Annotated in this window: 23 protein-coding genes; 13 read left to right on the top strand and 10 right to left on the bottom strand. The window is 43.1% G+C overall.

Annotated features, from left to right (window positions below; genetic code table 11):
- Positions 1-3 precede the first annotated feature (3 nt).
- The 8 genes from HS960_RS05975 to HS960_RS05940 all read right to left on the bottom strand — a co-directional run bounded on the left by HS960_RS05975 (position 4) and on the right by HS960_RS05940 (position 5,964).
- Positions 4-780 carry an SDR family NAD(P)-dependent oxidoreductase gene (locus HS960_RS05975; protein WP_182331802.1) on the bottom strand — a complete coding sequence of 259 codons (777 nt, stop codon included), beginning with the start codon at positions 778-780 and terminating at the stop codon, positions 4-6.
- Positions 781-912: 132 nt separating this feature from the next.
- Positions 913-2,007: a sensor histidine kinase gene (locus HS960_RS05970; RefSeq protein ID WP_182331800.1), complete on the bottom strand. Its 1,095-nt coding sequence runs from the start codon at positions 2,005-2,007 to the stop codon at positions 913-915.
- 246 nt (positions 2,008-2,253) lie between these two features.
- Positions 2,254-2,904 carry a transcriptional regulator gene (locus HS960_RS05965; protein ID WP_182331798.1) on the bottom strand — a complete coding sequence of 217 codons (651 nt, stop codon included), beginning with the start codon at positions 2,902-2,904 and terminating at the stop codon, positions 2,254-2,256.
- Positions 2,905-3,331: 427 nt separating this feature from the next.
- Entirely contained in the window at positions 3,332-3,775 is a 444-nt protein-coding gene (locus HS960_RS05960; protein WP_153848202.1) for a hypothetical protein, read from the bottom strand.
- Between the two features lie 187 nt (positions 3,776-3,962).
- Positions 3,963-4,232: a hypothetical protein gene (locus HS960_RS05955; protein WP_153848203.1), complete on the bottom strand. Its 270-nt coding sequence runs from the start codon at positions 4,230-4,232 to the stop codon at positions 3,963-3,965.
- Between the two features lie 283 nt (positions 4,233-4,515).
- Positions 4,516-5,370 carry a helix-turn-helix domain-containing protein gene (locus HS960_RS05950; RefSeq protein ID WP_153848204.1) on the bottom strand — a complete coding sequence of 285 codons (855 nt, stop codon included), beginning with the start codon at positions 5,368-5,370 and terminating at the stop codon, positions 4,516-4,518.
- 20 nt (positions 5,371-5,390) lie between these two features.
- Positions 5,391-5,807 carry a response regulator gene (locus HS960_RS05945; RefSeq protein ID WP_153848205.1) on the bottom strand — a complete coding sequence of 139 codons (417 nt, stop codon included), beginning with the start codon at positions 5,805-5,807 and terminating at the stop codon, positions 5,391-5,393.
- Positions 5,797-5,964 (bottom strand): hypothetical protein, encoded by a 168-nt coding sequence (locus HS960_RS05940; RefSeq protein ID WP_182331796.1) that lies wholly within the window; start codon positions 5,962-5,964, stop codon positions 5,797-5,799. The genes HS960_RS05945 and HS960_RS05940 overlap by 11 nt, the downstream gene beginning before the upstream one ends.
- Before the next feature lie 293 nt (positions 5,965-6,257).
- Here HS960_RS05940 and HS960_RS05935 point away from each other — a divergent pair, with 293 nt between their 5' ends.
- From HS960_RS05935 to HS960_RS05925, 3 genes are all read left to right on the top strand, one after another.
- A complete protein-coding gene (locus HS960_RS05935) occupies positions 6,258-7,499 on the top strand; it encodes a site-specific integrase (protein ID WP_182331794.1) in 1,242 nt (413 codons plus the stop codon).
- Positions 7,500-7,599: 100 nt separating this feature from the next.
- Entirely contained in the window at positions 7,600-8,595 is a 996-nt protein-coding gene (locus tag HS960_RS05930; protein ID WP_182331792.1) for an aldo/keto reductase, read from the top strand.
- A 78-nt stretch (positions 8,596-8,673) separates the two neighbouring features.
- Positions 8,674-9,597, top strand: coding sequence for a helix-turn-helix domain-containing protein (locus HS960_RS05925; RefSeq protein WP_159726347.1), 924 nt, complete (start codon positions 8,674-8,676; stop codon positions 9,595-9,597).
- Between the two features lie 63 nt (positions 9,598-9,660).
- Here the strand turns inward: HS960_RS05925 and HS960_RS05920 are convergent, their stop codons facing one another.
- Complete coding sequence (locus HS960_RS05920) at positions 9,661-9,921, bottom strand: hypothetical protein (protein ID WP_075992933.1); 261 nt, start codon at positions 9,919-9,921, stop codon at positions 9,661-9,663.
- 279 nt (positions 9,922-10,200) lie between these two features.
- On the opposite strand from HS960_RS05920, the gene HS960_RS05915 reads away from it, so the two are divergent.
- Together HS960_RS05915 and HS960_RS05910 are read left to right on the top strand one after the other, a co-directional pair.
- Positions 10,201-11,004, top strand: coding sequence for an SDR family oxidoreductase (locus tag HS960_RS05915; protein WP_182331790.1), 804 nt, complete (start codon positions 10,201-10,203; stop codon positions 11,002-11,004).
- Between the two features lie 65 nt (positions 11,005-11,069).
- Positions 11,070-11,981 (top strand): helix-turn-helix domain-containing protein, encoded by a 912-nt coding sequence (locus HS960_RS05910; protein ID WP_075992934.1) that lies wholly within the window; start codon positions 11,070-11,072, stop codon positions 11,979-11,981.
- 44 nt (positions 11,982-12,025) lie between these two features.
- Here HS960_RS05910 and HS960_RS05905 read toward each other — a convergent pair whose 3' ends face one another.
- Positions 12,026-12,478 (bottom strand): hypothetical protein, encoded by a 453-nt coding sequence (locus HS960_RS05905; RefSeq protein ID WP_182331788.1) that lies wholly within the window; start codon positions 12,476-12,478, stop codon positions 12,026-12,028.
- A gap of 447 nt (positions 12,479-12,925) precedes the next feature.
- Here HS960_RS05905 and HS960_RS05900 point away from each other — a divergent pair, with 447 nt between their 5' ends.
- The 8 genes from HS960_RS05900 to HS960_RS05865 all read left to right on the top strand — a co-directional run bounded on the left by HS960_RS05900 (position 12,926) and on the right by HS960_RS05865 (position 20,433).
- A complete protein-coding gene (locus HS960_RS05900) occupies positions 12,926-13,987 on the top strand; it encodes a fatty acid desaturase family protein (protein WP_182331786.1) in 1,062 nt (353 codons plus the stop codon).
- Positions 13,988-14,248: 261 nt separating this feature from the next.
- Complete coding sequence (locus HS960_RS05895) at positions 14,249-14,695, top strand: Hsp20/alpha crystallin family protein (protein ID WP_153848215.1); 447 nt, start codon at positions 14,249-14,251, stop codon at positions 14,693-14,695.
- 76 nt (positions 14,696-14,771) lie between these two features.
- Entirely contained in the window at positions 14,772-15,062 is a 291-nt protein-coding gene (locus HS960_RS05890) for a hypothetical protein (RefSeq protein ID WP_182331784.1), read from the top strand.
- A 208-nt stretch (positions 15,063-15,270) separates the two neighbouring features.
- Positions 15,271-16,125 (top strand): COG1470 family protein, encoded by an 855-nt coding sequence (locus tag HS960_RS05885; protein ID WP_182331782.1) that lies wholly within the window; start codon positions 15,271-15,273, stop codon positions 16,123-16,125.
- 21 nt (positions 16,126-16,146) lie between these two features.
- Positions 16,147-17,148, top strand: coding sequence for an ABC transporter ATP-binding protein (locus HS960_RS05880; protein ID WP_310441216.1), 1,002 nt, complete (start codon positions 16,147-16,149; stop codon positions 17,146-17,148).
- Positions 17,111-18,103 (top strand): ABC transporter permease, encoded by a 993-nt coding sequence (locus tag HS960_RS05875; RefSeq protein WP_182331780.1) that lies wholly within the window; start codon positions 17,111-17,113, stop codon positions 18,101-18,103. The genes HS960_RS05880 and HS960_RS05875 overlap by 38 nt, the downstream gene beginning before the upstream one ends.
- A 285-nt stretch (positions 18,104-18,388) precedes the next feature.
- Entirely contained in the window at positions 18,389-19,807 is a 1,419-nt protein-coding gene (locus HS960_RS05870; RefSeq protein WP_182331778.1) for an SDR family oxidoreductase, read from the top strand.
- 17 nt (positions 19,808-19,824) lie between these two features.
- Entirely contained in the window at positions 19,825-20,433 is a 609-nt protein-coding gene (locus HS960_RS05865; protein WP_182331775.1) for a flavin reductase family protein, read from the top strand.
- The last annotated feature ends 72 nt before the right edge of the window (positions 20,434-20,505 follow it).

Raw genomic sequence — 20,505 nt, 5'->3', positions numbered from 1 at the left:
ATTCTACCACGGCACTTGACCGCCTTGTTCTGTGCGATAGGTAGCCGGTCCCGTAAAGCTTCCATTGGGTATATCTTCCGCCAGTGCCACGCGTATCGGCTCAAGTGAGCCTTCTTCCACTGTATCTGTACCTTCAAAGTTATTCAGGGCTGTCGCTGTAAAACCCGGACTTACCAGATGTACCTTAACATTGGTATTTTCCAATTCATTTGCTAAAGAAAGGAAAACACCATTTAAAGCGGTTTTCGAAGCGCCATATACGGCATCAAATCCACTACGAAATGCATTGTCCGGATCCGCATTCAGGGTTAGTGAGCCTAGAGAACTTGAAACGGTTACTATTCTAGATTGTTTTGCATTCCGAAGTAAGGGCAACAAGGCCTGTGTTATGGCAAGCGTGCCAAAGACATTGGTTTCCCAAACCTGGCGCATTTCAGCTATGGATGTGACGCTTGCCTTCTGCGCACTCAGAATTTCCCACATCGTACGACCGGGGATCCCTGCGTTTGAAATCGCCGCATTATTGACTAGCAAAGTAAGGTACCCAAACTCATTTTCTATTTTACTGACAGCATTCCTGATTGAATTATTGTCGGTAATATCCAGTTGAATGGCATGTGCTTCACCTCCTATCTGATTGGCGGCATCCTTTCCTTTTTCTAAATCTCGTGATCCAACAAACACATGATATCCATTTTCAGCAAGAGCTTTGGCAATCTGAAAACCAACACCTGTATTGGCACCTGTAACAAGGGCTACTTTTATTTCATTTGTCTGCATGTTAAACTTATTTAAATGTAACAGGACAAAGTTCCACATCTACGAGCGGTCAGTTGTAGTTGAATCGTGGATATTTCTAACCAAATTAAGGGTAGATATAAATTCACGGCTAACCTACAATCCTTACAAACTTCAGTTGAGTTGCATTGTAGGAAAAAATAAACGAACAACGGTTCCTGTCCCTATTTTACTGGAAATATTAATAGCTCCACCTAAACGCTCGATAAGCTCTTTTACCAGAGGAAGGCCTATTCCTGAAACCTGATCCGGTTGGAGATGTAATCTTTCATGGGCCATAAATTCCAGATTGAGATTTACATCAGGAATACCGACGCCATTGTCTTCCAGATAGTATACAATTCCTTTACTTGTCTCCTCACTGTAGATATGTAGATAATCATCGGCTGTCTGTGCCGCATATTTTATGGCATTTGAAATAAGGTTAAAAAATATCTGATAAACAGCATTGGCATCTGTACGCAGTGCGAGAAGCTTTCCCAATTTAAATTTCACCTGCGAATTTGGATATATCAACTTGACTTCTTCCGTCCATTCCATCATTCTTTTATCCATCTCCAAGTACTCTATCACAGGTTTGTGGTCTCTTATTTTATTTAGCTGGAGTTTTTTATCAAGTATAGATTCGATATTCTGTATAGCCATGTTCATGTTTTCAAGCCATTTTTGGTTAACATCTTGTGGCAGGTTAATGTTTCTGCTCAAAAAATGATTTCCCAATTTTAGAACTGACAATGGATTTTTTAAATCATGAGATAACGTATTTGCAAAAGCATCAAGCTTTCTATTAAAGATCAACTGCTCATTTTGACTTTCGGCAATGTCATAAGCTAGTTTTCGCTCGGTCACATCCCACGAAGAATGAAGAATGCCATAGGTATTCCCATTATCATCAAGGAGAGCTTTGTATTCAAAATCAAAATAGCGCTTTACAACTTGATTTCCACAGACAATATCTGCTGGAGTATCCTTTGCTGTGTACGTGATTCCCGTCTTCCAAACATTTTTCAATATGGATGAAAATCCTTCTTTATGAAAACTCGGAAAACATGAACAAAACGTTTTGCCGACTATACTGCTATCAGCTCGCCAGGTTTCTAGCATAGACTTATTGACGTAGGCTATATGTAGATCGGGGCTGCTGTATATAGCAGTTGCCAAGGGAGACATATCAAGTATCGGCAGCAAAAACTGATCGTTGAGCATCATAATTAACTAATTGTGTAAAAATAAATCAAAAAATATGGAAATATCGTTCAAATACATTCACACAAATAGTGCCATACTGAAAGAATAAACTGCATTTAAACTATCGTATACACAAATTATGGCGCAGGGAGCCGATCCGGCTACCCAGTTAGCGGCAAAGAAATTACATAAAATAAAGGTTTACACACTTTATCATGGGTAAAGAAATGGAATAGCCATAGATAAAATTCAATTCATGTGGAATGATTAATTGCGCGTGGGATAGATTGGCGCGGGATAATCCCTGTCGACATGCATCTGATTGATCAAAATCTCCTTGATCAGGTGATTCATTCGCTTATCATTGACGTCGATTTTTACGATTTTGTGGCTGTAATAGCTGTCGCTTTCAAATTCACTTTCGATTTTCTCGGCGAATGCAGGCGATAGTGATTTGTAGTTAAGTACAACTTCGGTTTCCTTTTCTGCTATTTTTTTTAACGTCAAAGTCCAGATTACCCCATATTCCGGAGAGAAAAAGACTTTTCTCGGCGGCGGTACTTTCAATTTTTTATTCTTTAACGTGTACGTATACAGCATATGAATACTTGGTTTGGAAACATCTTTTGCCGCAGCCGTGACCAATTTATGATACTCTTTTTCGTTATCCACAACCGTTTCAATGCTTATCCCCTGCTCCTCGATTTCAAAACGGGCAGTCGAATCTGTACTTCCCAGCGCTGTGATTTTGATTTTGCTGTCGACAAACTGACCGGACATATCGGGGATGCCCTCTTTTACGCGGTCAAAACTTGCAGCTAAACGCATCGGGATCAATTTCGTCGTCAGCGTTTGCCCATGTAGGCTACCCGCTGCTGCAATAAAAAAGAGCATTATACCAACATATTTTCTCATCATGATTGTTTTAATTTAGCGATTTCAAAACGATTAAAATCTGATCTTGAGACCTGATATTAATGTAAATTACACTTTTTGTCAGTTGTTTTCTGCTCTTGATAAATATTTAGCTAATCACATTTACAATCCGCTGGATATTAATTCATATTCGCAACAGTTGGCTAATCAGTTCAATACAATGGCGCTACCGCACAGCAGCTAACTACCGTTGAACCGTAGCTGCGTAGAGCCCAGTTGAACCGTTGCCGCCTAATGCCCAGTTGAACCGTAGCCGCGCAGCGTACAGTTGAACCTTAGCTGCCTAGCGTACAGTTGAACCGTTGCCGCGTAGAGCCCAGTTGAACCGCAGCTGCGTAGTACAGTTGAACCATAGCCGTGTAGCGTATAGTACCTAAAAAGGTGTATCAAAGCCCGAGCTATAAAAAACTTAGCGTTTTTCCATCGCTTTCATGGCCAGTCCGGCTGCAATACCACCGATAACATACCAGGCAACCGTCATTAACTTCGTACGATTGGTCTTTTTTATGGGTTTGGCATCGAGTCCGGCCTGTTCCGGAATAGTCAATGTTGCGAGCCCTACCACAGTACCGAGCAAGGCTCCTTTCAGCAGCCTATTTTTCTGACCGCCATAGCCGATAAGCGTATATAACATGGTATTTGAGGCCACATCGGCGCCAAATGTAGCTGCTACCAGCGTATTACCTTGGGGTGGTTTAAATCCGGCGAAGCGTACTGTTTTCTTCATCGCCTCCTCACCCACTTTATCTACTTCGGGCGACTGGGAATCAAATCTTTTGGCAGCGCTGTGCACTATATTGAGGACGAGTGCACCGATCAATCCGCCCAGCATATTTTTATTCAATCCGTTCATAGGTTGTCTTTTTACTTTTTCAATCTTGCTTGTTAAGTTCTCAATCTTGCCGAGCCCATAGATCGACAGGTTATTTTAGAACGAATAGACCAGAAACCTCAAAGATGTGCCGGTCTTTTCTAACTATTTATCCATCAAATGGATTGATAGAAAAACAAGAGTAAGATTGAAATCGTTTAAAAAAGCTTCAGTTATCTTTAACAGAAAACAGCCCTTTTATCTCGGCATGTCTCTTTTCGATCAGAAGAACCGTATGATCGTATTCATCCTGAACCTTCTGATCCCTAAAGAATGGATGCAGCTCACCTTCGACCAACTTATGCTCGGCAAATTTTCCCAGAAGTGATTTGAGCTTCTCCCTTAATCGGCCGATCTCTTCATCATTTAATGTGGCTTCTCTAATCTTACGTCCCACATCCGCATCACCATCCTGCCATTGATCTTCAAATTTTTCCATAATTTAATTTATTTTAAAGTATTCTATTAAATACCGAATCAGCCCCTACTTTCTCGCCCCAATCTCATTTTCTTCGATCCGCTATACATACCCCCACACTCCTTTCGGTTTCCACTTTTTACACGTTTAATGCCGCTATTCACATACTTTCACACCTTTTATCGCCCTACTTTTGGATAACAACTTTTTTGCGGGTTGTTATTTAATATAATATTAATGGACACTGGGGCGAAGGGATTCGTTCCAGTATTTTTTTACACGAATCCGCACAAAAAAACAGCTGCTAATGCGCATATGGACCGCTGGCCTTTCGCATTCTTCCACGGTATTGCAGTGGATTGGAACCCGAATGTTTTTTGATGAAATGCCGAAAATTGGACTCTTCTGAAAACCCCATTTCATAGGAGATCTGGGAAATAGAAAGATCCGTATTTTCAATATAGCGCAGCGCCTCTTTCAAAACGATGTCGATAATGGCATTCTTTGCCGTTTTATTCCAGACTTCTGTACATAGATTCGTTAGCTTTCTTGGCGTAATATGTAGTTTGTCTGCATAGAATTTGACGTTGCAATTTTCTTTATAATGTTTGTGTACGAGTATGGAAAAACGGTTGGCCAATCCCTGCACCGTACTGTCCCTACCCCTGCTGAGTTCCTTATCGAAATCTGTTTCCCATATCCCTTGTAAAAGGACCGACTCGATGAAGTTGTGCACGATCAGCGAAGTCACCGCGGCGTTTCTTGATTGATAACCTTGGATATTTCCGATAATCTGCATCTTCATCTCTTCCTGTTTTATCCGGCTTTTAACGGCCTTGAGCAATCTTTCACTGTCAAAAAATAATCCCGAATTGATCAATGTCCTATCCAGGGCCGACCTTTCGTAAAACCGTGAAGTAAAGCGGATCAGATACCCGTTCGAAGTGCCCGATCCCCTGAGGGTAAAATCTTTCGCCGGACCAATAAAAATGAGCGTATTGCCTTCCATGCAAAAAGAATCATTCTCCAGGCGGATCTCAATGTCATCAAATGGTATCAGGATAGTGAAAAGATCCTGACCATGATACCAGTAGGGAAACCGCTGCTGCTGCCATTCCTTTAAAGGTATAATTTCAAATTCAGCCGCTTTACTGTCCATAAATGAGCTATGCTATGTATCTATCCTTTGCTTAATGGAGATCGGATGTCATCATCAAGCCAATATTTAATTTCGTCCAATGTCATTCTCAGGTTGGTTTTACTGAAAATGAAAAGTGCACCGTTGGCCTTAAACCGTTCAAGTTCGGTGATATTATCTGTGGTCGTATACCCGAATACTTTAATCGATGGAAACCGATCGCGGATATGAAGAGCGGCCTCATGTCCATCCATTACAGGCATATTAAGATCCGCAAGGCATACGTCGGGCAGCTCGGCGGTACTTTCGAGTTTTTTCAGGAGCTCCAGTCCGTTGCTGCAATTAAAACGTAGATCAAATGTTTCATTGTTGACAAGCACTATTTTCATGAGCGTCCGCTGAAAGAGACTATCGTCCACAAATGCTATTTTTATTTTTCTTCCAATCTCAGTTCCCATCTTCTCCCTTCTGCAAAATATCCAATGGCAAATAGTCCTGTTCAGTTCCCGCTACGAAAGTAATCTGTATAGCCCCGAAAGCATTCTCCATTTCCACGCTGGTTGCATGAATTGCAGGTGTTATATATTCTCGTTTGGCCTTTAATTGATCCTTCATTTTCGATTCTGTTTAAGTTTGAAATATATGCGTTAGTTACATAGCACTGTAGTCCAATTCAGACTACAACTTTTTTTCAATTAACTGATTCATAAAGGATAAAAAATGAAATTATCTGTCTGAATAGGATTTGTCATGAAATGAATAGCGATTAAGGTGTAGTTTTTAATAATATTTATTAGATTATTTTTTGTAAGGTAAAATAGTTACATTTGATTATTGGAACTGTAGTCTGAATTGGACTTCTCTGGAAAACTTATATATTTATTTTCAGAAAATTAGATTCAAGTCCAATGATAAACTTCAAATTTACGCTGCTATATTCCTCCCCCTTTTCAACAATATCCCTCACGATCCTTGATGATTCTCAGACGGAACATGTGATCAATACTCCCCTTAAAATTTGCCCGGATTTATGGGATTTCGAAAAACAGCGACCCCACAATATTTACCTCAAAAAAAATAAAAATTTAAATGCCAAGCTCGATAGGCTAAAAATCGGAATCGCCGAATACCTGAGCAATGTCGCGGCAAAAAACAGCAAAATTTCGCATATCAAACTCCGCAAGATCATAAAAGAAAATTGTGATGGTACAAAGACTTGTCGCCCCGCCAACAGCCTTCTAGATTATGTGGAAACTTATATCCGGAGCCGTGCCCACCTTATTTCCGAACCGACTTCCAAGCGTTACCGGGTATTCCTCCATTTGCTCGAGCGATTTGAAGGCCATCGCCAAAGACACTTTTTGCTGCACGAAGTCAATGCATCCTTTGTCAAAGAGTTCCTTGAATTTGGCGAGCTGGAAGAATACAATAAAAGTACGATCGGCCGCACCATACATTTTGTCCGGACGGTGCTTAATTTTCTGGAGAAAAGAGGGGTCAGAACCTACGTATATGAACTTGAGCTTCCCAAGGAAAAAAAAGTCAATCTTTTTGTCACCCTCAGTGAGGATGAACTGGTAAAACTCAAGGAAACGGATGTCCCTCCAAGACTACAGGCAGCTCGGGACTGGCTAATCATCAGCTGCTACACCGGCCAGCGCATTTCAGATTTCATGAATTTTGATATCCAGAACCTCGAGATAATCAAGGGAAAACCCTGTATCTCATTTGTCCAGCAGAAAACGCAAAAAGAAATTCTGCTGCCTTTACATCCGGTACCATTGACCATATTGTCGGGCAATTTAAACGTATTTCCAGAGAAGCTTACTGCGCAAAAGTATAATCTGCAGATCAAAGAAGTCGCGGAACTTGCCGGTATCAATAGCCTGGTCAAAGTCCGCAAAAGAAAGGGCTTCCGGGCGGTAGAAATGTTTGTGCAAAAATGGGAAGCGATCACAAGCCACATCGGAAGAAGAAGCTTTGCCTCAAATTTTTACGGTAAAATCCCTACTCCGCTACTGATGGAAGCTACAGGTCACAGTACCGAGCAGATGTTTCATCGCTACATCAGTACCATTGATACGGAGCGGACAAGAACGTTGGGACAGTACCTGGAAGATGCTTATAACGAAAAATTCAGGGTAGCTTAATTAGCGATTAGATCCGTAATTCGGTTACAAGTTTCCGTAATTGGGGTAAACATGCTGCAGGCTCTGCTTCGTAATTTTGGGTAACAAAAATAAGAAGCAGATGAAAACAAGAAAATTAGGCGCGCAGGGACTTGAAATTCCAATGATCGGCTTAGGCTGTATGGGGATGAGCAGTTTTGCGTCCACTGGCGATATCTACGGCAAGGCCGACGAAAAAGAATCCATAGCTACCATCCACCGATCGTTGGAACTGGGTGGCAACTTTTTGGATACGGCCGATCTGTATGGACCCTTTGAAAACGAAAGGTTGATCTCCAGGGCCATACGCGGCAACCGCAACGACTATATCCTCGCCAGCAAGTTCGGCTTTGAGATTGATGATAACGACCAGGTGACCTGGCGTATCAATGGTCGGCCAGATTATATCCGAAAGTCTATCGAGCGCTCGCTGAAAAACCTCGATACCGATGTGATTGACCTCTATTATATGCACCGCCCCGACCCCAGCATACCCATTGAGGAAACCGTAGGTGCCATGGGCGAGCTGGTCACAGCGGGCAAGGTCAGGTACCTGGGCATTTCGGAAGTCAGTGCCGAGCAGATCCGCAAGGCACATGCGACCTTCCCGATCACGGCTGTGCAGAATGAAATCTCCCTGTTCGGACGCGAGGTGGAGACCAATGGCGTATACGATCTGACACAGGAGCTGGGTATAGGCCTGGTCGCCTACTCCCCTTTGGGCCGTGGATTTATCACGGGTGAGATCAAGTCGCCGGACGATATCCCCGAAGATGATTTCCGCAGGCTTATCCCGAGGTTTCAGGGCGAGCAGTTTTATAAAAACCTCGATCTGGTGCGTGAACTCGAACAGATTGGAAAAGAAAAAGACGTTACCTCGTCGCAGCTGGCCCTTGCCTGGCTGATCCAAAAAGGAATCGTGCCAATACCGGGGACAAAAAGAGTGCGCTATGTGGAGCAGAATATCGCAGCTACAGACATCCTATTGACCGCCGAAGAGCTGCAACGCATTGAGGCTATTCTGCCGGTCGGACTGGATACCGGATCCCGCGATGTAAGTATTCCGCTGCAATCATAAAAAATATAAATGCCATGCCAGCAGAAAGCGCATGGCATTTTACTTAAATTAGGCTATCATTTAACAGGCAAAAAGAGCATGTCAAAGAAAGAACCCGTACTGATCAGGATCAATAGTATCGCCGACTATCATGAAGCGCTGCAGCTGCCCAAACCGCAGCATCCGCTTTTTAGCATCACCGATTTCTCCAAAAACAAGCATATACATCCAACGGTCGAGACCACCTTTCAGCTCAACCTGTACTGCATTTCCATCAAAGAAGATGCACAATGCGTATTGGGTTATGGCCCACATCAGTACGACTTCCGGGAAGGCCTGATGACCTTCTTTAAACCCGGGCAGATGATCAGTGTTGATCCCGATACTGCCCATGCCGAAGTAGGTTATTCCCTTGTTTTCCATCCCGATTTTATCCGCACCTATGACCTGGCACACAAAATCGGCAGCTACAGTTTTTTCGATTACGAAGTCAACGAAGCACTTTTTCTGTCCGACCGGGAAAAGGAGCAGATCCGAAATATCGGAAAAGGGATTTTAAGCGAATATGACAGTCCGATCGACAGCTATAGCCAGGATGCCATTGTCAGTTTCATCGAACTGTTGCTGGTGTATTCGCAGCGGTTTTATAACCGGCAATTTATTACGCGTAAAGTACACAATGTGCCCTTGGTAAGCCGGTTTGAACAATTGTTGGATCAGTATTTTGAAGCCGAAACCCAACACAAGGGCTTGCCGCAGGTGGGCTACTTTGCTGAGCGGCTGAATATGTCGAAAAACTATTTAAGCGATTTATTACGGTTACAGACCGGTGAAAGTGCGCAGAACCATATCCAACATAAGCTCATCGAAAAAGCGAAAGATCTGCTGTCCAGGTCGGAGCTTTCCGTTGCCGAAATTGCCTATCAGCTGGGTTTTGAACAACCGCAGTCACTCAATCGTTTATTCAAAAAGAAAACGGAGCTCTCACCACTGGAGTTTAGACGGAAGATGGCTACAAGCTAAGATAGCATCCTTAAAATCTGCTGCATATTGAGCGGCGGGCCACCATACAGCAGACTTTTGATCTTAGAGGCGATATCGAAGCGATAAATTGCGCCAGATTTCTGTCGCAAAATGCTGATCTGAATGCCTGTTTTCAAAAAACCAGTGGTCGCCTTTTTTTACGAGTTTTTGGTCAATTCCATCAAGCGAAATTGGCAATTCCGTATCGAGCTTTGATAAAGATTTTTTCAACAACACCAGCTGATAATCCTGTCCTTTGTAAGTTAAACGGAACACCTGTGAACGATGTGGTTCCCCGCTTATCCCGTCAATTGTGCCTTGCATAAATATAGATCTTCTAAAATTTTTAAAATACAGCAATTACGCCAATACGAATACGATAAAAAGTATAAAATCGAGCAAAAATCAGCTTAACATTGCATTATTTTTATAACGAATATCAACAAATAATCGTGCCAAAGTCGATGAATTTTCCGCTCCATTGGCGATGATTTTTTTCACACATTTTGATTTCGTCATTTTGGCTACAATCAAGCTCAATTTGGCAACAGGTATCCGATGCCTTCTTTAGACATTTGTGGTATGGAATCAAACAATAACAGCATGCAAAAGACAATTTTCATTACAGGGGCTTCTTCCGGTTTGGGAAAAGCAACTGCCAAATTATTTCAACAGGCGGGTTGGAATGTGATCGCAACCATGCGTAATCCCGAAAATGAAACCGAACTTACCGGGATCGAAAACATCAGGCTATTAAAATTAGATGTTACCGATGCTGCCCAGATCAAAGAAACTGTAGCAAAAGCAATCGCTATAAGTAACATTGATGTCGTTTTCAATAATGCAGGTTATGGGTTAATGGGTGCCTTTGAAACGTTGAGCGACGAAAAAATACTTCGTCAAATCGACACGAATCTATTGGGTGTATTGCGGGTTACACAAGCCTTTATTCCCCATTTTAAGGCACAGAAAAGTGGTTTATTTATCTCGACCACATCGATTGGTGGATTTATGGGATTCCCGCTAAATTCCATGTATCATGCGACAAAATTCGCCCTGGAGGGCTGGAGCGAAAGCATGTCCTTTGAACTGAAAAAATTTGGAATAGCCATCAAAACAGTTGCTCCGGGAGGAATAGCGACAGATTTTGCAGGTCGTTCTTTGGATCTAAACCGAGCTTCGGACTATCAGGACATCGAAGACAAACTGTTCGAACAAATGGGTCTGATGATGCAAAATGCATCCACTGCCGAGCAAATTGCCCAAGTGGTGTATGAAGCCGCCACGGACAATAAAGATCAGGTACGTTATCTGGCAGGCGAAGATGCACATGCACTCTATGAAAGACGATTACAAATCGGAAAAGAAGCCTTCAGGCAAGAAATCGCGAAACAATTTGAGGCCTAATTTTTTAAATCAGCAACTGCCTTGCGAGGCAGTTGTTTTTTGTAAATTTGTATAACAAAAAAAGGATGCATAGTATCAATTCCATATCCGAATTTCATCGGCAATTGTCCTTGCCGGCCCCATTACACCCGCTCGTCAGTGTAATTGATGTAGCTGGAATAAAACCCGATGAAAGCGACATCTGGGAGCAGTTCTACGTGAATTTCTACAGTATTTCGCTGAAAAAAGATGTTACTGCAAAAATAAAGTACGGCCAACAATATTACGATTTCGACAAAGGAACAATGAATTTTATTGCGCCCAAGCAGATTCAATCGTTAACGATGGCCGAAATCAGAAAGATGAAGGTCGAATGCGGAAAAGGTTACATGCTCCTATTCCACCCTGATTTTTTGTATACCCATCCCCTAGCCACCAAAATAAAAAACTACAATTTCTTTTCGTATGCGCTTAACGAAGCATTACATCTCTCCGAACGCGAAGAAAAAGACATTATAGAAATTTTTCTTAAAATCGAACAAGAATATCAGCATATCGACAAGCATACCCAAGACATTATTTTGTCCCAAATTGATATGCTCTTGCAATACAGCAACCGTTTCTATGAGCGTCAATTCATTACTCGGAAAGCGGTTAACCATGCGCTGCTGACCCAATTGGAAAAATTGCTGGACGATTATTTCGACAGCGAAGAAACCTTAAAACAAGGGCTTCCAACCGTAGAGTATTTAGCCGAAAGCCTCCATGTATCAGCACGTTATTTAAGCGATTTACTACGTTCCGTTACCGGTAAAAACACACAGCAGCATATTCACGACAAGTTAATTGAAGAAGCCAAGGAACAACTCACGGCGACAAGCCTTTCCGTGGCCGAAATTGCCTACAAACTCGGTTTTGAACATCCGCAATCGTTCAACAAACTGTTTAAGAAAAAAACCAATGTTTCACCTTTAGCATTCAGGCAATCGTTTAACTGACAGAACAGTATAAAATAAATTTTAGTGCGAATTGTGTGTTACATTTAAAGAAACCTGCGCTTCCCCAATGCTTTCATGGCCATCCCTGCGGCCAATCCTCCGATCACATACCAGGCCACGGTCATCAACTTGGTACGGTCGGTCTTTTTTATCGGCGTAGCGTCCAGACCTGCCTGCTCAGGAATGGTCAATGTCGCCAGGCCTACTACTGTTCCGAGCAGTGCTCCTTTGAGCAGCAGATTTTTCTGACCGCCGTAGCTGATGAGGGTATATAACATGGCGTTGGAAGCTACGTCTGTGCCAAAAGTTGCTGCCACCAGCGCGTTGCCTTTTGGCGGTTTAAATCCGGCAAAACGAACTGTTTTTTTTATTGCTTCCTCGCCTACTTTATCGACTTCAGGCGCTTGATTATCAAACCTTTTAGCCGCGCTATGGACGACATTGAGTACAAGCGCACCGATCAGTCCGCCCAGCATATTTTTATTGAATCCATTCATATGGTGTTCTTTTTGTTTTCAATCCTGCCTGTCACATGTATGTACAGTTATTCTGAGAACAGCGTGCAGCCTAAAATAGTTTAATCAAATCCACCGCTAATTGCTTTCTGCAGCTTGGACGCACAACAACCTTTGCTTCCCAGAAGGGAAGGTCTATAAAATAAAGCCTGGATCATCGACCTTAGGATAAATACCGGAGGCAATATGTATCTATTTTATTGGGTCTGAAGGAATTTATCGGGAGTCATAATATTGTTTTCGGAGGCTTCAAAAATTCAAAAGGTATATCTTCCGGGCCATGGGAAATCAAGGATGGCAGAATGACCTTTAACAATCTTTAACTTTACTACCGCGATCTTTCAAATTTTATAGCGTATATTTACATTGTTCTATCGCTCAAGATGGAACGTAATAAATATTAAGCATATTTCTCGAGTAAAAATCCAAATGTCCCAGTCTGTAAAATTCAGCAATGTAAATACATTGTTCTCTAAAACGTTAAAACAAAAAATCAATAACTATTTTCAAAATTCACTTCAGCCAAGAACCGGGAATCGTAAGATCTATCTGAAAGCCGCTATCCTCCTGATCAGCTTTGCGGTATTGTACCTCCTTCTGGTATTCGCACCTTTGCATTGGAGTATTGCAATAGCATTATGTATCATTTTCGGAGCTAACCTCGCTGCGATTGGTTTTAACATTATGCACGATGCTGGGCACAATTCTTTTTCAGACAATAAAAACCTGAACACTGTGCTCTCCTACTCGCTCAATCTTCTGGGCGGCAATATCTACTTTTGGAAGCTCAAACATAATATTGCACACCACACCTATACAAATATCGATGGCGAAGATCACGATATCGAAGTAAAGTTTATGCGTATACACCACGACCAGAAACTTCGGAAACACCATCGCTATCAGCGTTTTTATTTTCCGCTGCTCTATGGAATCTCCTATTTAGCGTGGATCTTTTATCAGGATTATGAGAAATATTTCCGTGGGCGCATGGGACATAAAACTGAGCAATTTCATTTTCCGGTCAAAGAGCGTATTATTTTTTGGGTCAGTAAGCTAATTCACTTCAGCTTATTTGTCATTATTCCGATCATTTTCGTCGGGTGGCTGCCCACACTTATCGGTTTGCTGATTTCTGGTACGGTGTGTGGTATGAGTCTGGCCACAGTATTCCAGCTGGCCCATGTGGTGGAAGAAACCGAATTCAAAACCATTGACCAGTCAAAGGTCGAAGAAGAATGGATGATTCATCAGATTCAGTCCACCGCAAATTTTGCTACGGGCAGCAAGGTACTTACCTGGTTGCTTGGCGGTCTCAATTTTCAGGTTGAACATCACCTTTTTCCAAAGATCAGCCATGTTCATTATCCTGCGCTCAATAGGATTGTGAAGCAGACCTGCAAGGAATATAAAATACAATACAACGAGTTTCGGAGCTTCTGGACAGCATTTAGATCGCATTTAAAAGTGCTGGAGGCCTTGTCAAAATAACCTAGTTATTAGCGCGTCGCTTCATTTCTTTGTCCCTTCCCTATGGCCTTTATGTGCCATAGAAGTTGGTAGCTTCCACCAAATTTTCGGTATGTTGTACAGAGCGTCTATCTTTTCTGTCAATTTATCAGGTAAAATTTGACAGTTTTGCTGCAAAAATTTCAGTTTTTTAAGCTCGGTACTTTTTTTGTGAGATTTTTAATACAGTCGGCCGACTGATAGATTTAAATTATTGTTATACTTCATTAAAAGGAGGTTACTATGAAACTTGCAAAAAGAAACTGGAACAATTTTTCACTTTTTTCGCCCATGTTTGATAATTTTAACCGCGAGCTTTTAAACTGGGACAACAAAAATTACTCATCAACAAGTACCACCGTTCCTGCGGTCAACATCAAGGAAAACGCAGAAAGCTTCGAAGTGGAGGTCGCCGCACCTGGCATGGCCAAAGGCGATTTTAAGGTGACACTCGACGGCAATCTCTTGACCATATCCTCGGCTAAGGAAGAACAAAACGAGGAACATCACGACAACTACACACGCCGGGAGTTCAGCTACCAATCTTTCCAACGCAGCTTCGAACTTCAGAAGGAGGTTGTCGATCAGGACAATATTCAGGCACGCTATGAGAATGGTATGCTCCGATTGACAATACCGAAGAAAGAAGAAGCCAAACAGAAAGAACCGCGGATGATCGAAATATCCTAAAGATCCAGATAGCAAATTTTAATGGTTAGCCTCCCGTGGAGGCTAACCTATTTTTTCAGTCTTTAATATTAAGATTATGAAAACGTCGAATTACTATATTGAATTACAGATGTACAGCCACGGACATTATATCACTATCGCCAGTTTTGACCAAAAAAGCTGCGAAAAGATTATTCATGAACTGTTTGATGAACTGCGCGGTGAGCTTGAAGCCTCAGACAGCAGACGTCTTCGCATTAATCTTCTCCTGAGCGACGCTACGATTCAGAGGACACAATTACGATCCATCCACTGTACACTGGATGAGTTGGCCGAGAATACCAAGATTATCATCAAGAAAACCTTCCGCTCAGTAAACTTTGACTGACGGAAGTGCACTTTAGCATACAACACAAGCTATCAGTCTATAGACCATTTAAACACAATTTTTTTACACTATTTTTTTATTTCAATCTTGATTTTTATCAAATTGATTTTTAATTTGGGTGCGGTTTTTCAAAAAGGTAGCTGATACCCAAACCGACATTTTTTAAAAGCTAATATTCTATTTAAATATAAATTTTAGTTATTGGATCATGTTAACAGAATTACTAATTACAAACACAGACCGACGTTTTTCTTTCAGGCCATTTCTTATCGCACTTATTGTGCTGGCTAACAGTTTCTATCTATCGGGGCAAGCCTTGAAGCCCCTAAAATTTGGTTTCGAAGCGAGGCTCATCAATATTGAGGCCCCCAGCAACGAACCTTTTCGTTATACGACGACCTTGACCAACGGATCCGCTCAATTGGTTAACTACAACCTGAATGCCCAGCTGCCCGATGGATGGCAGATTAGCTACCGCGTAGAAGGCTCGCAAGTGACTTCCCTTCAGATGCAGCCCAATAAGGCACAGGAAATCAGCATTGAAATCAGCTGTCCGATCACGGCCAAGCCCGATAAATATAAAATTCCGATACGGGCTATATCCTCAACCGATACCTTAAAGCTTGAGCTCGAAGCAGTCATTAAAGGCTCCTATGCCCTTGAGTTGACCACCCCCAGTGGGCGGCTAAGTGACGAAGTCGTATCTGGTAGCAGCAAAGAAATTCTACTTAAAGTCAAAAACACGGGCACCCTGCCGCTCAATACCTTGGAACTGACGTCCCAATTACCCAGCCGATGGGAGGCAAGCTTCGATCCGTCGAACATCAAACAGCTCGAAGCAGGTAAATCTATTGACGTCAAAGTCAACCTAAAAGTTCCCGACAAAACTATTGCCGGTGACTATGCTTCCAAATTTGAGATCAAATCATCCAACAGCAGCGCCGACATTTCATTCCGTATGATTGTGAAAACTTCTTTGCTTTCTGGGTGGATCGGTATGCTTGTCATTGTATTGGCCATTGGTTTGGTGTATTTTCTCATCCGCAAATACGGCCGCAGATAAGGGCGCTACAAAAAGATTATCATGATGAAGGATCCTATCATTCTATTGACAGGCCTGACAAAAAGCTATGGCAAAGTAACCGCCGTAGATCAGTTGGACCTGCACATTTATCCCGGAGAGATCTTTGGCCTGCTCGGCCCCAATGGTGCCGGCAAGACAACCAGCATCCTCATGATGCTGGGCCTGACCGAACCCACTTCCGGCACAGCCTATGTCTGTGGCCATAATGCCACGCGCAATCCGATCGCCGTGAAACGAAAAGTCGGCTACCTGCCCGACAACGTAGGTTTCTACCCGGATATGACAGCGCTGGAAAACCTAAGCTTTATTGCCAGATTAAATGGTCTCACAGAATCCTATGCACAAGCTTCTGCAAAAGACATGTTACATGTCGTGGGGCTCGAACGGGAAATGCATAAAAAAACCGGCGCTTTTTCCCGCGGTATGAAACAACGTCTAGGCTTGGCCGAAGTGCTGATCAAGGCTCCCGAGGTTGCCATCCTTGATGAGCCTACACTGGGCATTGATCCCAAGGGTGTTGACGAATTCCTTGAGCTCATCAAGCAGCTCAGCAGGGAGCATAACCTAACGGTACTGCTTTCTTCACACCACCTCCACCAGGTGCAGCGTGTATGCGATCGGGTGGGTATTTTTGTTGGCGGAAAATTACTGGTTGAAGGATCGCTCGAAAGCCTTGCCCAAAACCTGCAGCAGCAGAAAGGTATCAGTACCGTCATTACCCTTGACCATGCCCAGGGCGACCCCAAACGGTTTGAAGAAGCATTAAAGGCCCTGCCCGGACTCCGTAATCTTAAAGTGAACGGATTTACGATCGAACTAAAGACAGACAGTGATATGACAGCAATAGTGGTACGCATGCTGGTAAACAATGGCGCTGATATCGTTTCCGTGAACCGCAACGACTACCAGCTCGACGATATTTATAATACATATTTTGAGAACAGCATAACTACAGATAATGCCTATGAAAAATCCAAGGGTTTCTTCAAAAGATACCAATAAACGGCCATCCTTTCCGATGCAGGTGTTGGTCCGCAAAGAAATTGCGGCACATATCCGCAGCTGGCGTTTTATTATACTGATCCTGCTCATCGTACTGACTTTCGGCGCATCCCTCTATGTTTCATCCATGGGGCTCAAAGACGCTGTCAGCAATATGCGCGATCCTGATCAGTCATTTCTTTATCTCAAGCTACTGACCACAACGGATAATTCCATTCCGCCATTTCATGTTTTTTTAAACTTTCTAGCGCCACTACTAGGCATAGCCCTGGGTTTTGACGCCGTCAATGCAGAATACAACAACGGAACACTCACCCGTTTGCTGGCGCAGCCAATTTACCGAGACAACCTGCTGTTCGCCAAATTTCTGGCGCCACTGGCCGTGGTGGGCACATTATTTGTTGCGCTGGTCATGCTGATGATCGGCGGCGGTCTCCTGGGTACAGGTGTCCGGATAGAACCCCAGGAGTTGCTGCGTATCTTCGGTTTTACCTTGATCAGTGTGCTCTATGTTGCCTTCTGGCTGAGCCTTTCCATCCTGTTGTCGATACGCTTTCGCCAGCCGGCCACCTCAGCACTTACCGCTATCGGCATCTGGTTGTTTTTTACGGTATTCTTTCCTATCCTGGTCAATCTGGCAATACGTCCCTTTTTGCCCAACCCCAATTATATTTCGGAGCAGGAGTACATCGGCTATAATGAGCTCATCTTAAATCTGCTCCGCTTATCACCGAGCCAGCTCTATACCGATGCCACCACTACCCTATTGATGCCCTCTGTACGCAGCTTAGGTCCCATTTCCATGGAACAGATGGTCGGTGCCATCCCCGCACCGCTTTCCTTTCGGGAAAGTTTTCTGATGGTCTGGCCACAGGTCAGTGGACTCTGCGCAGCCATGATGGTCTGTTTTGCCTGGTCCTATTACATTTTTATGCGAAGGGAAATCAGAAGTTAAGTGTTTCCACCAAAGCAGCTTGTCAAAAACTGCATTCATAAACTGTAAGGCGCACGCTCTCGTGCGCCTTTATTATCCCCCACTGGAGCTGGCCGAAGCCAGGGCAGAGCCAAAAACGCTGTACACATGATGTTGCAATTCAAGTTTTGCTTACTGAAGAAATAAAAGATCAATAGCGTGCCCATTTCTACTTTAGAATAAAAACACACCAAATAAAAACAAATTAGGTTGCATTTTGGTATATTTGTATACAGTAAATAACAGCTGAACTTAACAAATCAGGCTATGAAAATTCTATTGACCGGAGTGACGGGGTATATTGGAAAACGTCTTTTGCCTGTGTTGTTAGAACAGGGACATGAAATTATTTGTTGTGTAAGAGATAAGAATCGTTTTGATACCTCGGCAATTCCGGGGCATGTTCAAGTTGTTGAAGTCGATTTCCTGGATAACGAAAGTCTGAAAGAAATTCCACTTGAAATTGATATTGCTTATTTCCTGATCCATTCCATGGCGACGCAGTCAGGTGATTTCCAGCAAATGGAAGCGCAATGTGCGACCAACTTCCGCAACTTTATGGAAAAAACCAGCGCGCAACAGATCATTTATCTGAGTGGAATAATTAATTCAGATCACTTATCGAAGCATCTCGACTCGAGAAGAAACGTAGAAAACATCCTGGCCAGTGGACGGGTTCCGATCACCACCTTGCGGGCCGGTATCATCGTTGGCTCGGGAAGCGCATCTTTCGAGATTATTCGGGATCTTGTGGAAAAGCTCCCGGTTATGATTACGCCCAAATGGTTGCAAACGAAATGTCAGCCCATCGCCATACGCAACGTGATCGAATTTATGATCGGTGTTATCGCCAACCCGCATACCTTTAACAAAAGCTATGATATCGGCGGTCCAGACATCCTTAGCTATAAAGAGATGCTGCTGCAATATGCTGCCGAACGAAAACTGAGGCGACAGATCTTTGTTATCCCGCTCATGACGCCGCGGCTTTCCTCCTACTGGCTCTATTTTGTTACCTCGACGTCCTATAACCTGGCCAAAAACCTGGTCGATAGCATGAAAGTAGAAGTGATCTGTAAACCCAATAATTTAGCGGAAGAACTCGGTATTATGTTGATCAATTACAGGCAATCCATCCAATTAGCATTTCAAAAAATTGAAAGCGACAATGTGGTTTCCAGCTGGAAAGATGCACAGACCAGTCACATTTTATCGGGCGGGCTCAGCAGGCTGCTGGAAGTGCCCAGTTATGGTTGCTTTAAAGATGTCCGCTCGGTTCCCCTTCACAATAGTGAAGCATCATTGACCAAAATCTGGTCCATTGGAGGAAATTCTGGCTGGTATTATGGCAACTGGCTCTGGAAAATCCGTGGATTCATGGATCAATTGGTCGGCGGAGTGGGTATGCGGAGAGGGCGAAAAAATAAAAGCGATCTGGCTGCAGGTGATGCACTTGATTTTTGGCGCGTGCTGATCGCAGATAAAAAGACAAAACGATTACTGCTCTATGCCGAAATGAAACTCCCGGGAGAAGCATGGCTAGAATTTAAAATCGAAGATAATATCCTGCTGCAGACCGCGACCTTTAGACCCCTGGGCCTTGCCGGAAGGCTCTATTGGTATGCCGTATGGCCTTTTCACGGCTTCATATTTAGGGGCATGATTAATAGAATTGCTAACACTTAGAAAAGTATTTTTAAACGATGATTTATAATGAACAGGCCATTGCGGCATTTGAAAGAAGATACAGAGCAAATTTTATAAACTCGCTGGGCGGATTTAAAAGCCTGGTATTGATCGGTACAAAAAACAGGGACGGAAGTGAAAACCTTGCCACGTTCAGCAGTTTGTTCCACCTGGGCGCAGATCCGGCACTCTGTGGCATTATACTTCGGCCGGCGACAGATTTTAGCAGCACCCTGGATAATATCCTCGAGCAGAAATGGTATACGATTAATCATGTCTCACCCGAATTTGTGCATGAGGCACACCAATGTAGTGCAAAATATCCAAAAGGTGTTAGCGAATTTGAACAGGTTGGACTTACCCCTGAATACCTGGAAAATATTCCGGCCCCTTTTGTTCAAGAAAGTAAAATAAAATTCGCCTGCAGCTTTGTTCAGAAAACAGCTATTGAGCTGAACGGTACAACATTGACCATCGGCCAAATAAAAACAGCTTTAGTGCCCGATAACTGCTTAAAAGAGGATGGTTATATCGATATCGAAGAAGCCGGGACAGTTACCTCAAGTGGTCTTGACAGCTATCATACCACAAGCCGGATTGAACGATTACCTTATGCGAAGCCTTAGACAATCTTCGCTGAGATTTTTATACACAAAGCAGTTGATCCGACTTTGGTTGAAATATTATTCCTCAGAGCG

The organism is Sphingobacterium paramultivorum, from assembly GCF_014109745.1.
In the GTDB taxonomy this organism is placed as follows: Bacteria; Bacteroidota; Bacteroidia; order Sphingobacteriales; family Sphingobacteriaceae; genus Sphingobacterium; species Sphingobacterium paramultivorum.
The sequence above is the reverse complement of the archived record's forward strand: the minus strand, read 5'-3'. Positions and strand labels throughout refer to the sequence as shown.

Coding starts and splice junctions, on each gene's coding strand:
- HS960_RS05920 (WP_075992933.1), bottom strand. CDS start 9,921: ATGCAAGGCACAATTGACGGGATAAGCGGGGAACCACATCGTTCACAG.
- HS960_RS05975 (WP_182331802.1), bottom strand. CDS start 780: ATGCAGACAAATGAAATAAAAGTAGCCCTTGTTACAGGTGCCAATACA.
- HS960_RS05960 (WP_153848202.1), bottom strand. CDS start 3,775: ATGAACGGATTGAATAAAAATATGCTGGGCGGATTGATCGGTGCACTC.
- HS960_RS05935 (WP_182331794.1), top strand. CDS start 6,258: ATGATAAACTTCAAATTTACGCTGCTATATTCCTCCCCCTTTTCAACA.
- HS960_RS05945 (WP_153848205.1), bottom strand. CDS start 5,807: ATGGGAACTGAGATTGGAAGAAAAATAAAAATAGCATTTGTGGACGAT.
- HS960_RS05905 (WP_182331788.1), bottom strand. CDS start 12,478: ATGAATGGATTCAATAAAAATATGCTGGGCGGACTGATCGGTGCGCTT.
- HS960_RS05895 (WP_153848215.1), top strand. CDS start 14,249: ATGAAACTTGCAAAAAGAAACTGGAACAATTTTTCACTTTTTTCGCCC.
- HS960_RS05880 (WP_310441216.1), top strand. CDS start 16,147: ATGATGAAGGATCCTATCATTCTATTGACAGGCCTGACAAAAAGCTAT.
- HS960_RS05915 (WP_182331790.1), top strand. CDS start 10,201: ATGCAAAAGACAATTTTCATTACAGGGGCTTCTTCCGGTTTGGGAAAA.
- HS960_RS05950 (WP_153848204.1), bottom strand. CDS start 5,370: ATGGACAGTAAAGCGGCTGAATTTGAAATTATACCTTTAAAGGAATGG.
- HS960_RS05885 (WP_182331782.1), top strand. CDS start 15,271: ATGTTAACAGAATTACTAATTACAAACACAGACCGACGTTTTTCTTTC.
- HS960_RS05925 (WP_159726347.1), top strand. CDS start 8,674: ATGTCAAAGAAAGAACCCGTACTGATCAGGATCAATAGTATCGCCGAC.
- HS960_RS05965 (WP_182331798.1), bottom strand. CDS start 2,904: ATGATGAGAAAATATGTTGGTATAATGCTCTTTTTTATTGCAGCAGCG.
- HS960_RS05955 (WP_153848203.1), bottom strand. CDS start 4,232: ATGGAAAAATTTGAAGATCAATGGCAGGATGGTGATGCGGATGTGGGA.
- HS960_RS05930 (WP_182331792.1), top strand. CDS start 7,600: ATGAAAACAAGAAAATTAGGCGCGCAGGGACTTGAAATTCCAATGATC.
- HS960_RS05910 (WP_075992934.1), top strand. CDS start 11,070: ATGCATAGTATCAATTCCATATCCGAATTTCATCGGCAATTGTCCTTG.
- HS960_RS05890 (WP_182331784.1), top strand. CDS start 14,772: ATGAAAACGTCGAATTACTATATTGAATTACAGATGTACAGCCACGGA.
- HS960_RS05900 (WP_182331786.1), top strand. CDS start 12,926: ATGTCCCAGTCTGTAAAATTCAGCAATGTAAATACATTGTTCTCTAAA.
- HS960_RS05865 (WP_182331775.1), top strand. CDS start 19,825: ATGATTTATAATGAACAGGCCATTGCGGCATTTGAAAGAAGATACAGA.
- HS960_RS05870 (WP_182331778.1), top strand. CDS start 18,389: ATGAAAATTCTATTGACCGGAGTGACGGGGTATATTGGAAAACGTCTT.
- HS960_RS05875 (WP_182331780.1), top strand. CDS start 17,111: ATGAAAAATCCAAGGGTTTCTTCAAAAGATACCAATAAACGGCCATCC.
- HS960_RS05940 (WP_182331796.1), bottom strand. CDS start 5,964: ATGAAGGATCAATTAAAGGCCAAACGAGAATATATAACACCTGCAATT.
- HS960_RS05970 (WP_182331800.1), bottom strand. CDS start 2,007: ATGATGCTCAACGATCAGTTTTTGCTGCCGATACTTGATATGTCTCCC.